The sequence below is a fragment of the Hansschlegelia beijingensis genome (assembly GCF_014196425.1).
Lineage (GTDB): Bacteria > Pseudomonadota > Alphaproteobacteria > Rhizobiales > Methylopilaceae > Methylopila > Methylopila beijingensis.
The window spans coordinates 605,748-618,878 of sequence record NZ_JACIDR010000002.1; the positions used below are offsets into that span (position 1 = coordinate 605,748).

Here is a 13,131-nt window from a genome sequence, read left to right on the forward strand (position 1 = left end):
GCCACGTTCCGTCGCCAAGGGGCTCCTCGACGCATGCGCGCGATTCTCGACGTCGTTCTGCTCGCCTTGCAGCTTTACGTCTGGCTGTTGATCGCCTCGGCGATCCTGTCCTGGCTGGTCGCCTTCAACGTGGTCAACCCGCGCAACGGCGTCGTGGCCGGGATCTACGACTTCCTCTACCGGATCACTGAGCCCCTGTTGCGGCCGATCCGGAACGTGCTGCCGTTCCTTGGCGGCATCGACATATCGCCGGTCATCCTGCTGCTCATCATCTTCCTGATCCAGCGGGTGATCGTGCTTTACCTCTACCCGGCCGTCTTCTGATCAGGCCCGGCGCGGCCTTCCGTCGCCGACATCACAATCCGCACCAGATCGGCGGCGTTCTTGGCGCCGAGCTTCTCCATGATTCGGGCCCGGTGGACCTCGATGGTGCGCGGGCTGATGCCAAGCCGCCGGCCCGCCTCCTTGTTCGATTGGCCGCCTGCGATCAGCACGAGGACCTCCCGCTCGCGAGGCGTCAGCGCGTCGGCGCCCGCGATCTCGCCGGCGCGCCCGCTGCGCACGGTCGCGTCGGCCCGGGCCCCGCTCGCGGCGAGCGCGTTCCGCACACGCTGAAGCACCTCGAGGGGATCGAACGGTTTCTCGATGAAGTCGAGCGCTCCGTGGCGGATCGCGTCGACCGCCGTCGGAATGTCGGCGGAGCCAGAGATCATGATCACAGGGGAGGTTGAGCCGCGCGCGTTGAGCTCGCGCAGGACGTCCAGCCCCGACATTCCGGGCATCAGGACGTCGAGCAACACGCAGGCCGGCGGCGACTGGGAATCACGGGCGAGGAAAAGCTCGCCGTCGCTGAAGCACTCCGGCAGAAATCCGTCCGCGTCGAACGCGGCGGAAAGCACGTCCCGGATCGTCTCGTCGTCGTCAACGACGCAGACCACTCCACCCCACGCCACTTCGGGCATCCGCGTCCCCACGCGTTCGACGCCGATACAGGATACTGCGCACGTAACGGTGGACTAGAGCGCGATAGTGAGCGCCCGCGCAAGGTCATCCTTATCAGATCGTTAATTCTCGCGGCGGTCGCGGCGAGAACTGCGACCTTCAGGCGTCAGCCGGCGCGCCCGATCTCGGCCAGGATGTCTTCGGCGGCGGCGCGCGGGTCGGCGGCTGCGATCACCGGCCGCGCCACCACCAGCAGATCAGCGCCCGCCCTGATCGCCTCTCCTGGCGTGGCGACGCGCTTCTGGTCGCCGAGCGCCGCCCCGGCGGGTCGCACGCCCGGGGTGACCGCGAGGAACGGCCGCGGCGCGATCCGCCTCACCCCGGCGAGGTCGGTCGGCGCGCAGATGACGCCGTCCGCTCCGGCGGCCAGCGCATGGCCGACGCGGCGGGCGACGAGCTCTTCAGGCGTGTCCTGGAAGCCGGCTTCGCGGATGTCGGCTGCGTCCCAGGAGGTGAGCACCGTCACGCCAAGGATCTTGAGGCTGCTGTCCCCCCGGCCTTCGGCCGCCGCCCGCAGCGTCTGCGGATAGGCGTGGACGGTGAGGAACGCGGCGCCGAGCCTCGCGACCTGACGCGTGGCCTTCTCGACGGTCGCGCCAATGTCGTGGAGCTTCATGTCCACGAACACCTTCTTGTCGGAGCGCGCCAGGCGCTCCGCGAGCGCGAGCCCGCCGGCCATCACCAGCTCGAAGCCGATCTTGTAGATCGCCACCGAGTCGCCGAGACGCTCGACCATCGCTTCGGCCTCGGCCACGGTGGCGACGTCGAGGCCGACGATCAGCCGATCCCGGGGGTCCGCCGGCGCAGGAGCGGTCACGGCCTGTCCCGACGCGCTCATGCGAGGGCTCCGGCATGGTGGACGAGCTTGCGCACCACCTCGTCCAGGAAGGCGGAGGTGCGCGGCGCCGTGAGGCCCCCATCCTCCGAGAACGCCTCCGCTGCGTTTCCGACCGCGACCATGTCGGGCAGCACCAGCGCGCCGAGACCGAGCTCCATCATGGCGCGCAGCTGTGTAAGCCCACGGTAGCCGCCGAGAGCGCCGTTCGAGACCGCCCCGAGGGCGAAGACGCGCTGCTTGAAAGCGGGCAGCGGCGGGCGACCTTCGATGTTGATCCGGGACATCCAGTCGAAGGCGTTCTTCAGCAGCGGCGTGAAGCTCGCATTGTATTCCGGGCTCGCGACGAACGCGCCCTGGTGTTCGAGGAACAGATCCACGAGGCGGCGCGCGGAATCCGGCACGCCGTCCCGCGCCTGCAGTTCGGCGTCAAAGAGCGGGAGCGGGTAGTCCCGCAGCGAAATATGGGTGACCTCCGCTCCGGCGGCCGCCAGCGACCTTGCGGCCGCGCGCGCGAGCTTCTCGTTGATCGAGCCCGTCCGGATCGAGCCAGCGAAAACGACGATCTTGGGTGCGGCCATCGAGGGCTCCGTGGCGAGCGGAAGGCGGCGGGCCCCGCGCGCCGACTAAGGGTCAGACCGCGGCGGGCGCCGCGGATGCGGGCGAGCCGGAGCCGGCCGGCCGGCTGTAGACCCATACGCGCGCGGGCGGGAGATTGAGCCACACGCGAGGCGAGCCCACTGCGCTCGTCGCGCCGATGGCCTCGCGCGGGATGGGGGGCATCAGGCCGTAGGTGAACTGCACGAACGGCGCGCCGGGCCGGGACATCTTGAGGCACTGCTCCAGCAGCGCGGCTCTCTGGCGCACCGGCTTCGTCAGCAGGGGAAGACTGGACACCGTGGCGGTGAGCGGCTGGTCGATGCGGCCGGCGAGGGTCTCCTCGACCGTATAGGCGTCGCCCTGGACGACGGTCACGCCGGGAAACCGCCGCTCGAGCAGCGGCACGAACTCGCGATTGTACTCGATCAGCAGCAGGCGCTCCGGAGCGACGCCGCGCTTGATCAGGGCTTCCGTCACCGGCCCGGTTCCAGGCCCGATCTCGAGGACGAGGCCGGGCTGGGACGGATCCACGTAGCGGGCCATCATCCGGGCCAGCGCTTTGCCCGAGGGGCTGACCGCCCCGGTCACCAGCGGCCTGTCGAGCCAGGACTTCAGGAACCGCGCCTCATCGGCGAAATCGATGCCTTTGCCGCGGCTGCCAGGGCGGCGTGGAGTCCGTCTCGCGATCTCGAGCATGGACGCAGGGAACTCCAGTGAGGAGGGCGGCAGGCGGAGCGATTCCGAAGCCAGGAAGATGATAGAGGGCGAAGCGGCTCGGCAAGCGCAGAAGGTCACGCTCCGCCGAAAAACTCCTTAACGCGGCTGAAGAAGCCGGTCGACTCGGGATGGTTCGAATCCGACGCCTCGGTGGCGAACTCCTCGAGCAGCTCGCGCTGCCGCCGTGTCAGCCGCTGCGGGATCTCGACATTGGCCTGGATGTACATGTCGCCGAAATCCTTGGTCCGCAACACAGGCATGCCCTTGCCCTTCAGGCGGAACTGCATGCCGGACTGCGTGCCCTCCGGGATCTTCACGCGCGTGCGCCCGCCGTCGATCGTCGGCACCTCGAACGAGCCTCCGAGCGCGGCCGTGGTCATCGCGATCGGCACGCGGCAGTAGAGATCCGCTCCATCGCGCTGGAACAGCGGATGGCTCTCGAGCGACAGGAATATGTAGAGATCGCCCGCCGGGCCCCCGCGCAGGCCGGCCTCGCCTTCGCCCGACAGGCGAATGCGGGTGCCGTCCTCGACGCCGGCCGGAATCGCCACCTCGAGCATGCGCTCCTTGGTGACCCGGCCCGCGCCGTCGCACTCCTCGCACGGATCGTCGATGGTCTCCCCCCGGCCGTGGCAGGTCGGGCAGGTGCGCTCCATCAGGAAGAAGCCCTGGCTGGAGCGGATCTTGCCGGCGCCTCCGCAGGTCGCGCATTGCTTGGGCCGCGAGCCGGGCTTCGCGCCGGTGCCCGAACAGGCCTCGCAGGCGACGCTCGTCGGAATGCGGATCTGGGCGGTCTTGCCCGAATAGGCGTCCTCGAGCGTGATCTCCATGTTGTAGCGGAGATCGGCGCCGCGTTCGCGGCCTCCCGAGGAGCGGCCGCGCGCGCGGCCGTCGCCGAAGAACGATTCGAAGATGTCCGACATGAAGTCGGACATGTCGGCGCCGCGGCCCGGGCCGCCCATGCCGCCCTGCTCGAATGCGGCGTGGCCGAAGCGGTCATAGGCCGCGCGCTTCTGCGGATCCTTCAGGCAGTCATAGGCGGCGTTCAGTTCCTTGAAGCGCGCCTCCGCTCCCGCATCCCCCGGGTTGCGGTCGGGGTGCCAGCGCATCGCGGCCTTGCGGTAGGCGGCCTTCAGCTCGCTGTCGCTCGCGGTGCGCTCGACTTCGAGAACCTCGTAAAAATCGCGTCTGGACATGGGCGTCTTCGTCAGGCGCTCGCTGGCGTTCCGGTGTCGGGGATCGGGTACGACGAAGCGACCCTCGGCGCTTCCTTGTCGAAAGCGGCGAGGGTCGCGACCGTATCGTCAGCTTTAGGCGGACTTCTTCTTGTCGTCGACTTCCTCGAAGTCGGCGTCGACGACGTCGTCCTTGGCCTCGGCCGTCGAACCCGGCGCTTCCGCGCCGCCTTCGCCTGCCTGGCCCTGCGCGTACATGGCCTCGCCGAGCTTCATCGAGGCCTGGGCCAGCGCGTTGGTCTTGGCCTGGATGGCCTCGACGTCGTCGCCCGCCACCGCGGTGCGCAGCTCCGCCACGGCGGCCTCGATCGCCGGCTTCTCGGCCGCGGCCTTGTCGCCGAGCTCGCCGAGGGTCTTCTCGGTCGAGTGGATCAGCGCCTCGGCCTGGTTGCGGGCCTCGACGAGCGCGCGACGCTTCTTGTCCTCGGCCGCGTTGGCCTCCGCCTCCTTGACCATCTTCTCGATGTCGGCGTCCGAGAGGCCGCCGCTCGCCTGGATCCGGATCTGCTGCTCCTTGTTCGTCGCCCTGTCCTTGGCGGACACGTTGACGATGCCGTTGGCGTCGATGTCGAAGGTCACTTCGATCTGCGGCACGCCGCGGGGCGCCGGCGGAATGCCGACGAGGTCGAACTGGCCGAGCAGCTTGTTGTCGGCCGCCATCTCGCGCTCGCCCTGGAAGACCCGGATCGTGACCGCGTTCTGGCTGTCCTCGGCGGTCGAGAAGGTCTGGCTCTTCTTGGTCGGGATCGTGGTGTTGCGGTCGATCAGGCGGGTGAACACGCCGCCCAGCGTCTCGATGCCGAGCGACAGCGGGGTCACGTCGAGCAGCAGCACGTCCTTGACGTCGCCCTGGAGCACGCCGGCCTGGATCGCGGCGCCGATCGCGACGACCTCGTCCGGGTTGACGCCCTTGTGGGGCTCCTTGCCGAAGAACTGCTTCACGACCTCATGGACCTTCGGCATGCGGGTCATGCCGCCGACCAGAACCACCTCGTCGATCTGACCGGCGGAGACGCCGGCGTCCTTGAGCGCCGCCTTGCAGGGCTCGATCGTGCGCTGGATCAGGTCGTCGACCAGGCTCTCGAACTTCGCGCGGGTCAGCTTCAGCGCGAGATGCTTCGGCCCGGACGCGTCGGCCGTGATGTAGGGCAGGTTGATGTCGGTCTGGCTCGCCGAGGACAGCTCGATCTTGGCCTTCTCGGCGGCTTCCTTCAGGCGCTGGAGCGCGAGCTTGTCGTTGCGCAGGTCGATGCCCTGCTCGCGCTTGAACTCGTCGGCGAGGTAGCCGACCAGCCGCATGTCGAAGTCTTCGCCGCCCAGGAAGGTGTCGCCATTGGTCGACTTCACCTCGAACACGCCGTCGCCGATCTCGAGCACCGACACGTCGAACGTGCCGCCGCCGAGGTCATAGACCGCGATCGTGCCGGAGGATTTCTTGTCGAGGCCGTAGGCGAGGGCGGCGGCCGTCGGCTCGTTGATGATGCGCAGGACCTCGAGGCCGGCGATGCGGCCGGCGTCCTTGGTCGCCTGGCGCTGGCTGTCGTTGAAGTAGGCCGGCACGGTGATGACCGCCTGGTCGACCTTCTGGCCGAGATGCGCCTCGGCGGTCTCCTTCATCTTCTGCAGCGTGAAGGCGGAAATCTGGGAGGGCGAGTAGGCCTTGCCGTCGGCTTCGACCCAGGCGTCGCCATTGTCGCCCTTAACGATCTTGTACGGGACGAGCTTCTTGTCCTTCTCGACCGTCGGATCGTCGAAGCGGCGGCCGATCAGCCGCTTGACCGCGAAGAAGGTCCGGTCGGGGTTGGTGACCGCCTGGCGCTTGGCCGGCTGACCGACCAGACGCTCGCCGCTGTCGGTGAACGCGACGATCGACGGCGTCGTGCGGGCGCCCTCCGAATTCTCGATGACCTTCGGCTGAGTCCCGTCCATGACGGCGACGCAGGAATTGGTGGTTCCGAGATCGATCCCGATGACCTTGCCCATGACTCTCACTTCCTCATCTTCTTAAGCGGACCGGAACGGCCCCGAAGCGGCCTTGCGGAGGCGGCCAGACCAGCCTCCACAACCCTTCGGTCCCTTGGAATTCCGCGGGTTACGCGGGTCGGCGGGTATATAAGGATGGCAAATTCCGGTCGCAAGGCGGGCGATGACGGGGCCGTGAGCGGCGCGCCGGCGGGGCTGCGGCTGCGGCCGGGCTATCTGTCGGCGCAGGCGCAGCGCGATCTGCTCGCTCTCCTGCGCGAGGCGCTCGTGGCGGCGCCGCTCTACACGCCGACGATGCCGCGCACGGGCAAGCCGCTCTCGGTGCGGATGACGAATCTCGGCCCGCTCGGCTGGGTCTCGGACGCGGAGGGCGGTTACCGGTACCAGTCGACCCACCCGGTCACGGGCAGACCCTGGCCCCCGATTCCGGACATATTGTTGCAGGCCTGGCGCGAGATCGGCGGCTATGCGGCCGCCCCGGAAGCCTGCCTCGTCAACTGGTACGCGCCCGGCGCCCGGATGGGGCTGCACCAGGACCGCGACGAACAGGACTTCGACGCCCCCGTGGTCTCGCTCTCGCTCGGCGATACGGCGCTGTTCCGGCTGGGCGGCGTCCGGCGCTCCGACCCGACGCGATCATTCCGCCTCGGGTCCGGCGACGCGATGGCGCTCGCCGGCGAAAGCCGGCTCGCGTTTCACGGCGTCGACCGGATCTATCCCGGCACCTCGACGCTGCTGCCGCAGGGCGGGCGGATCAATCTGACGCTGCGGCGCGTCTCCGCGCCGGGCTGATCAGGGCGCGACCTTATCGGCCATCTGAGCGCCCCGGAGCCCCAGCGGAAGCGGGGCGCCGGTGGTGGTGTCCGCCGCGGTCTGGTGCTCCATCTCGGCGTTCAGCTCGCCTCCGAGAAGCACCACGATGACCGAGATCCAGATCCAGGTCATGAAGCCGATCACGGCCCCCAGGGAACCGTAGGTTTCGTTGTAGGTGGCCATGTTGGCCGCATACCAGGAGAAGCCCGCCGAGGCGGCGATCCAGATGAGCGCGGCGATCAGCGAGCCCGGGGCCGCCCACCGCCACTTCGGTTGCGCGCGGCTTGGCCCGAACCGGTAGAGCAGCGTGAGGCCGAGCATCACCACGCAGAACAGCAACGGCCAGCGGCCGAGCGACAGCAGCGTCTCGGTGCGGTCGCCCAGCCCGACGAAGTCGAGCGTGATGGGCAGCACCACGATGGCGTTGAAGGCGAGCAGCAGGAACACGATGGCGCCGGCCGTGAAGGTCAGGGACATCAGGTTGAGGCGAAAGAACGAGCGTCGCTCATGTTCGTCGTAGACGACGTTGAGCGCGTCGAAGAGCGCCTTCATTCCGGCGTTGGCGCTCCAGAGAGCCGCCGCGAGGCCGAACAGGAAGGCGAAGCCGAGCGATCCGTCGCTCTTGGTCACGATGCGGGTGACCTGATCGCGCGCGATGTCCAGGGCGCCGCCGGGAACCACGCCCTCGAAGGAGGCGAGCTGGTCGTTCAGCGTGGAGAGATCGGCGACGAGACCGTAGAGCGACACGAGGGCGACGATCGCCGGGAAGATCGCCAGCAGGCCGTAGAACGTGACGCCCGCGGCGACCGCCAGAAGGCGGTCGTCCGAGATCTCGGCGTAGACCCGCATCAGGATTTCCTTCCAGCCCTGGGCCGGAATCTCCGTCGGCGTGCGGGCGTGCTTCCCGCGACCTGGGGAGGCCGCCGGGGGCGCGGCCTTGGCCGGGCGCGGCTTTCGCTGGAAAAGAGCCGCGGCGGCGATGACGCCCGCGGCCGCGATCGCGCCGGCCGCGAGCACCGCGGCGTCGATGGCCGGGCGAAGGTCCCGATGCTGCTGGCTGGACTGTTCCTGTGGCACGCTACTCACCCCGTTTTGCAGGGGGCAAACGCGCGACTTGCCTTCTCGTTGCCTCAATCCCGCCGCGGCGTGATCCGCATCGGCATCCCGCCGCCGGGCCGCAGCGTCACCCGCAGCCGGAGTTCGGGCTCGAAGCCCGGCCGCAGCTCCGCTCGCGCGGCGCGCAGCAGCGTGGCCAGGATGAGGACGCCCTCGATCATCGCGAAGCTCATCCCGATGCAGATGCGCGGGCCTGCGCCGAACGGCAGGTAGGCGTAGCGGTGGCGCGCCTTCGCGGCCTCCGGCGCGAACCTTTCGGGATCGAAGACGTCCGGGGCCTCCCACAGCAGCTCGTGGCGGTGGACCGCGTAAATCGGGATATAGACCTGCGCGCCGGCGTCGAGCGTCTCGGAGCCGATGCGAACCGGGCGGGCGGCCTCGCGCACGATGGCGGCGGCCGGCGGATAGAGCCGCATCGCCTCCTGCAGGGCCTGCCGGGCATAGGCGAGCCCGGCGACGTGCTCGGCGGTCAGAGGGCCCCCTCCGGTGACCTGTTCGATCTCCGCCCGGATGCGTTCCGCCGCCTCCGGATGCCGGTCGAGCAGGTAGAAGGTCCAGGTGAGCGCGAGCGCCGTGGTCTCGTGCCCGGCGGTGATGAAGGTCAGGACGTTGTCCGCAAGCTCCCGGTCGCTCATGGCGTTGCCGGACTCCGGGTCGCGCGCGGCGAGCAGGAGCGCCAGAAGGTCGTCCTGCGCGCCCGGCGCTCCCCGGCGCTTCGCGATCATCTCCACGATCTCGCGTCGCAGGAAGCGCCTTGCGCGGTCGCTGCGCAGGCGGCCGGGGTGAGGCAGCCAGGGCGGCAGCCGGGCGATCGACATCGCGATCACCCAGCCGAGCGGGTCCAGATAGTCGTTGACCGCCCGCTCGACCCGTTCGGCGTCGACCCCGCCTCCGCCGAGCATCGTTCGCACGATGACGTCGTAGGTGGTGAGCATCATCTCGCGCGCGACGTCGAGTTCGGCGCCGCCGGCGGCGAGCCAGCGGTCGCGCGTCGTCTCGGCGGCTGCGAGCATGGCCGGCGCGAAGGCCAGGATGCGCTCGTGTCGGAAGATCGGCGAGGCCGCGCGCCGCTGCCAGCGCCAGTCGGCGCCCTCGGCGGTGAGCAGGGCGTCGCCCAGCGCCGGCCGCAGCGCGCGGCGCATCGGCTCCGCCTTCTCGAAGGCGTCGGCCTGGTCGACCAGCGTCTCCCGGATCATGTCCGGATCGCAGAAGAAGGCGACGTCCCGGCCTGCGAAGCGGCGACGGTAGACCGGCTCGCGATAGACGGCCTGCGGCCAGATCTCGATCGGGTTGCGAACCGCGGTCCGAAGCAGGCTGAACGCGCCGAGCGGTTCGGCTGGCGGGTCCACGCGGGCCAGGGTGGGGTTCAGTCCGGTCATGCGGGCGGCGGCTCCAGACGGCGGCGCGGGCGACAGGGTGGGCCCGGCAAATATGGTCCCGCGCCGGGCGAGGCGACCCGCCGCGGCGTTTTGCGCCCGCCGCCGGCGTGCCGTCCGAGCAGCCGCTGCTCGACGATTAACGCTTTGCGGATCTCGCCTGGCCGGCTGCTGGGGCGGAGCTAGCCGGCGAGCATCGCCGCGATAGCTAATCCCTGGATCTTCTTCAACGAAACGTCACGGGAGGCTTGGTCTTGAGAAGAACTGCCGTTTTGACCGTCGCGGCCGCGCTGCTGGCGGGCCTGGCCTATGAGCCGGCGAGCGCCGCGGAGCCGGCCCGCGTCGTCGTTCCGAGCGCCCCGGCGAGCCAGCCGGCCGCCGGCCCTGAGCGCCTTATCGGGCAGGTGCAGCTCGTCGACTATCGCCAGAATCGGCGCGTCCAGAGGCACCGGCGCGCGCACAGGTACAATCGCGGCTCGAACTACAGCCTCCGCCACATTCATCGCCGGGGGCGCTGGTGCGGCAAGTGGGTCGGCCGGCGCTGCTACTACACCCCCCGGCCGCTCCGGCCTCTGCGCCAGCGCTGACGTCGCTTAGCTTCATCCGCCCGCCGGGCCGTCCGGCGGGCGGAATTCGTGTCCCGAGGGTCTGCGCCGCCCGGCGCATGGAGCAGCGCTGAATGGCCGACGCGTTCCGGTTCGGTATTGAAGAAGAGTATTTTCTGGCGGACGCCGCCTCGGGCAGGAGCCCCGACGGCGCCACCGCCGACAGGTTCCACGAGGCCGCGCGGCGGTTCGTGAAGCCGGCGTCTCACGAGCTGCTCAAGGGTCAGGTCGAGGTCCAGACGGAGCCTGGGACACGGTTCGACGAAGCCTGCGAGGCGCTTCGCGGGATGCGTCGCGAGCTCGCCGGGATCGCGCAGGATCACGGGCTCCTGCTGCTCGCAGCCGGGACTCATCCTCTGGCCCGCGTCCGGGAGCAGGAGACCACCGAGAAGGAGCGCTACAAGCGCCTCGAGTCCGAGTTCGGCATCATCGCGCAGCGGGCGATGATCTGCGCGATGCACATCCATGTCGAAGCGCCGGAGCCCGACCGTCGCATCGAGCTCATGAACCGGCTGATCCCGTTCATCCCCCTGCTGCTCGCTCTGTCGGTCTCCTCGCCGTTCTGGCAGGGCCGCGACACCGGGATCAGGGCGTTCCGGCTGACGGCTTTCGCGCAATGGCCCCGGATGGGCGTGCCGGAGATCTTCAGCGGACAGGAGGAGTACCAGCGCTACATCGACCTTCTGGTCGGGGCGGGGATCGTCGAGGACGCCAGCTTCGTCTGGTGGCACATCAGGCCGTCGACGCATTATCCGACGATCGAGCTGCGCGTCTGCGACAGCTGCCCGCGGGTGGAGGACGCGGTCGCGATCGCGGCGCTCTACCAAGCGCTGATGCGCTGCGTCGCCCGCCGCCCGGAGCTCAACGCCGCCGCCGGGCCTGTCGAGCGGGGAATCTGCGCGCAGAACATCTGGCTCGCCCAGCAGCATGGGGTGGAGGCGAAGCTGATCGATCCCGAGGGCCGCGCCCGGCCGGTCGCCGAGCAGCTCGACGCGCTCATCGAAATGACCCGCGAGGACGCCGAAGCCCTGGGCTCGACCAGCTGGATCGGCCGCTTGCCCGAGATCGCCCGGCGGGGCGCGGCGGCGGATCGGCAGCTCGCGCGCTATGAGGCCGCGCTCGCCGCCGGGGAGGGGCCTGAGGGCGCCCTCAGGCGGGTCGTCAGGGCGATCGCCGAAGAGACGGTCAGCTAGCCTTCAGCCCGAGCCGAGCGCGGGTCCGCTTCGCGGGCGCGCGTGCGCCGGGTCGACCTTTTCGAGCGGCAGTCCACTCAGTCAGGCGCCAAAGCTGCGATCGAGATGGTTTGGAACAAGTCGAGGCGAGCCCGGTTTACCTAACTCCACGGAGGAGTTCGCCCATGTTCATGCACAACAAGCGACTGCAGTACACCGTCCGAGTTTCCGAACCGAACCCGCAGCTCGCACGCATGATCATGGAGCAGTTCGGCGGAGCGGACGGCGAGCTCGCTGCCGCGATGCGCTACTTCACTCAGGGTCTGGGCGAGGATGATCCGGGCCGCAAGGACATGCTGCTCGACATCGCGACCGAGGAGCTCAGCCACCTCGAGGTGGTCGGCTCGATCGTGACCATGCTCAACAAGGGGCTCAAGGCGCAGCTGGCCGAGGGCCAGATGAAGGAAGCCGAGCTCTACCAGATGATCGGCTCGAGCGGCACGTCCGCGAAGGAGTCGATCCTGTTCGGCGGCGCGCCGGCGCTCTGCGATTCGGCGGGCGTGCCCTGGACCGCCGCCTATGTCGACTCGCGCGGCGAGCCGACCGTCGATCTCCGGTCGAACATCGCCGCGGAAGCCCGGGCCAAGATCGTCTACGAGCGGCTGATCAACATCACCGACGATCCCGGCGTGAAGGACGCGCTCGGCTTCCTGATGACGCGCGAGATCGCGCATCAGAAGTCGTTCGAGAAGGCGCTCTACGCGATCGAGAACAACTTCCCCACGGGCAAGCTGCCGGGCGTCGAGAGGTACGCCAGCATGTACGTCAACACCTCGCAGGGCGAGGGCGACGTGGAAGGTCCGTGGAACTCGGGCGCCGAATGGGACCGCGTCGACGATCTGGAGCAGGTCATGCCGGCGGATGGCGGCGACGGCCTCGCCACCGTCAAGCTCGACGCGAAGGACAAGAAGGTCGCGGCCAAGATGGCCGAGCGGACCATGTCCGACCCCGCTTCCGATCCGACAACCGGGGCCGATCTCGGCGCTGGCCCGGGCGCCGGTCGCACCAAGAGCGGCGACATGGGTGGCGCGGCCAACATCCAGGAGGCGCCCGCCGTCGCCGAAGCGGCCGCGCGCAAGTAAGGGCGCGGGCGTCGCAGAACGGACGAGGCCCGCCGGTCGCCTGGCGGGCCTTTTTCATGGCCGGCGTCTCGCTGCGGACGACATGCGTCGCGCGTTAGCCGGCCCGATGGCGATGTGGTCTGGAGGGGGATGGTGCCCGGGGGCGGATTCGAACCACCGACACGCGGATTTTCAGTCCGCTGCTCTACCAACTGAGCTACCCGGGCCAAGGCGGAAGCGAGAGTTTCGCGGCCGTCTCGGAGCGGCCTTGCGTCGTCAGACGACGAGGCCGCCGCGGCTTATAGGGGGTCGGCCGGAGGGTGTCCAGCGTGGAGCGCGGCTTCTTGGACGCTGCGGCATCAATGCGTCGCGCCGCCGTCCTGCTCCGGCTCGTCGCTTTCCTGATCGTCGGCGGGCACCGCGTAGACGCCGCTGAGCCAGCGCGACAGGTCGACGTCCGCGCAGCGCTTCGAGCAGAACGGGTGAAAGTCCGCCGTCGACGTCTTCCGGCAGATCGGGCAGGGCCGCGGTTCGTAGGTCCGTTCGTCGGCCATTC

Annotated in this window: 14 protein-coding genes and 1 tRNA gene; 5 read left to right on the forward strand and 10 right to left on the reverse strand. The window is 69.5% G+C overall.

Going from position 1 to position 13,131, the window contains the following annotated elements; genetic code table 11:
* Window positions 1-33 precede the first annotated feature (33 nt).
* Window positions 34-324, forward strand: a complete 291-nt coding sequence (locus GGR24_RS09370; RefSeq protein WP_183395064.1) for a YggT family protein — start codon at window positions 34-36, stop codon at window positions 322-324.
* Here the strand turns inward: GGR24_RS09370 and GGR24_RS09375 are convergent.
* From GGR24_RS09375 to dnaK, 6 genes are all read right to left on the reverse strand, one after another.
* Window positions 306-962 (reverse strand): response regulator transcription factor, encoded by a 657-nt coding sequence (locus GGR24_RS09375; protein WP_183395065.1) that lies wholly within the window; start codon window positions 960-962, stop codon window positions 306-308. The genes GGR24_RS09370 and GGR24_RS09375 overlap by 19 nt on opposite strands.
* A gap of 146 nt (window positions 963-1,108) precedes the next feature.
* Window positions 1,109-1,840 (reverse strand): orotidine-5'-phosphate decarboxylase, encoded by a 732-nt coding sequence (gene pyrF / locus GGR24_RS09380; protein WP_183395066.1) that lies wholly within the window; start codon window positions 1,838-1,840, stop codon window positions 1,109-1,111.
* The gene (locus GGR24_RS09385; RefSeq protein WP_183395067.1) at window positions 1,837-2,418 is read right to left on the reverse strand and encodes an NADPH-dependent FMN reductase; all 582 of its coding nucleotides are present in this window, start codon (window positions 2,416-2,418) and stop codon (window positions 1,837-1,839) included. Before GGR24_RS09385 ends, pyrF begins: the two co-directional genes overlap by 4 nt.
* 52 nt (window positions 2,419-2,470) lie before the next feature.
* Window positions 2,471-3,133, reverse strand: coding sequence for a class I SAM-dependent methyltransferase (locus GGR24_RS09390; protein ID WP_183395068.1), 663 nt, complete (start codon window positions 3,131-3,133; stop codon window positions 2,471-2,473).
* Between the two features lie 95 nt (window positions 3,134-3,228).
* Window positions 3,229-4,350, reverse strand: coding sequence for a molecular chaperone DnaJ (gene dnaJ, locus GGR24_RS09395; RefSeq protein WP_183395069.1), 1,122 nt, complete (start codon window positions 4,348-4,350; stop codon window positions 3,229-3,231).
* Between the two features lie 114 nt (window positions 4,351-4,464).
* The gene (gene dnaK / locus GGR24_RS09400; protein ID WP_183395070.1) at window positions 4,465-6,372 is read right to left on the reverse strand and encodes a molecular chaperone DnaK; all 1,908 of its coding nucleotides are present in this window, start codon (window positions 6,370-6,372) and stop codon (window positions 4,465-4,467) included.
* A gap of 135 nt (window positions 6,373-6,507) precedes the next feature.
* Between dnaK and GGR24_RS09405 the strand changes: the two genes are divergently transcribed.
* Entirely contained in the window at window positions 6,508-7,164 is a 657-nt protein-coding gene (locus GGR24_RS09405) for an alpha-ketoglutarate-dependent dioxygenase AlkB (RefSeq protein ID WP_183395071.1), read from the forward strand.
* On the opposite strand, the gene GGR24_RS09410 is transcribed toward GGR24_RS09405, so the two are convergent.
* Together GGR24_RS09410 and GGR24_RS09415 are read right to left on the reverse strand one after the other, a co-directional pair.
* Window positions 7,165-8,262 (reverse strand): YihY/virulence factor BrkB family protein, encoded by a 1,098-nt coding sequence (locus GGR24_RS09410; protein WP_343066231.1) that lies wholly within the window; start codon window positions 8,260-8,262, stop codon window positions 7,165-7,167.
* 53 nt (window positions 8,263-8,315) lie between these two features.
* Entirely contained in the window at window positions 8,316-9,680 is a 1,365-nt protein-coding gene (locus GGR24_RS09415) for a cytochrome P450 (protein ID WP_183395072.1), read from the reverse strand.
* Between the two features lie 251 nt (window positions 9,681-9,931).
* Between GGR24_RS09415 and GGR24_RS09420 the strand changes: the two genes are divergently transcribed.
* The 3 genes from GGR24_RS09420 to GGR24_RS09430 all read left to right on the forward strand — a co-directional run bounded on the left by GGR24_RS09420 (window position 9,932) and on the right by GGR24_RS09430 (window position 12,596).
* Window positions 9,932-10,264: a hypothetical protein gene (locus tag GGR24_RS09420; protein ID WP_183395073.1), complete on the forward strand. Its 333-nt coding sequence runs from the start codon at window positions 9,932-9,934 to the stop codon at window positions 10,262-10,264.
* 92 nt (window positions 10,265-10,356) lie between these two features.
* Window positions 10,357-11,475 carry a carboxylate-amine ligase gene (locus GGR24_RS09425; protein WP_183395074.1) on the forward strand — a complete coding sequence of 373 codons (1,119 nt, stop codon included), beginning with the start codon at window positions 10,357-10,359 and terminating at the stop codon, window positions 11,473-11,475.
* A 164-nt stretch (window positions 11,476-11,639) separates the two neighbouring features.
* Window positions 11,640-12,596, forward strand: coding sequence for a manganese catalase family protein (locus GGR24_RS09430; protein ID WP_183395075.1), 957 nt, complete (start codon window positions 11,640-11,642; stop codon window positions 12,594-12,596).
* A gap of 130 nt (window positions 12,597-12,726) precedes the next feature.
* Here GGR24_RS09430 and GGR24_RS09435 read toward each other — a convergent pair.
* A tRNA-Phe gene (locus GGR24_RS09435) sits at window positions 12,727-12,802 on the reverse strand.
* A 132-nt stretch (window positions 12,803-12,934) separates the two neighbouring features.
* The gene (yacG, locus tag GGR24_RS09440; protein ID WP_183395076.1) at window positions 12,935-13,129 is read right to left on the reverse strand and encodes a DNA gyrase inhibitor YacG; all 195 of its coding nucleotides are present in this window, start codon (window positions 13,127-13,129) and stop codon (window positions 12,935-12,937) included.
* Between the last annotated feature and the right edge of the window lie 2 nt (window positions 13,130-13,131).

Excerpts from the sequence above, each read along its gene's own strand:
- GGR24_RS09405 (WP_183395071.1), top strand. The coding sequence starts at position 6,508 with ATGGCAAATTCCGGTCGCAAGGCGGGCGATGACGGGGCCGTGAGCGGC.
- GGR24_RS09425 (WP_183395074.1), top strand. The coding sequence starts at position 10,357 with ATGGCCGACGCGTTCCGGTTCGGTATTGAAGAAGAGTATTTTCTGGCG.
- GGR24_RS09385 (WP_183395067.1), bottom strand. The coding sequence starts at position 2,418 with ATGGCCGCACCCAAGATCGTCGTTTTCGCTGGCTCGATCCGGACGGGC.
- pyrF (WP_183395066.1), bottom strand. The coding sequence starts at position 1,840 with ATGAGCGCGTCGGGACAGGCCGTGACCGCTCCTGCGCCGGCGGACCCC.
- GGR24_RS09375 (WP_183395065.1), bottom strand. The coding sequence starts at position 962 with ATGCCCGAAGTGGCGTGGGGTGGAGTGGTCTGCGTCGTTGACGACGAC.
- yacG (WP_183395076.1), bottom strand. The coding sequence starts at position 13,129 with ATGGCCGACGAACGGACCTACGAACCGCGGCCCTGCCCGATCTGCCGG.
- dnaK (WP_183395070.1), bottom strand. The coding sequence starts at position 6,372 with ATGGGCAAGGTCATCGGGATCGATCTCGGAACCACCAATTCCTGCGTC.
- GGR24_RS09370 (WP_183395064.1), top strand. The coding sequence starts at position 34 with ATGCGCGCGATTCTCGACGTCGTTCTGCTCGCCTTGCAGCTTTACGTC.
- dnaJ (WP_183395069.1), bottom strand. The coding sequence starts at position 4,350 with ATGTCCAGACGCGATTTTTACGAGGTTCTCGAAGTCGAGCGCACCGCG.
- GGR24_RS09415 (WP_183395072.1), bottom strand. The coding sequence starts at position 9,680 with ATGACCGGACTGAACCCCACCCTGGCCCGCGTGGACCCGCCAGCCGAA.
- GGR24_RS09430 (WP_183395075.1), top strand. The coding sequence starts at position 11,640 with ATGTTCATGCACAACAAGCGACTGCAGTACACCGTCCGAGTTTCCGAA.
- GGR24_RS09390 (WP_183395068.1), bottom strand. The coding sequence starts at position 3,133 with ATGCTCGAGATCGCGAGACGGACTCCACGCCGCCCTGGCAGCCGCGGC.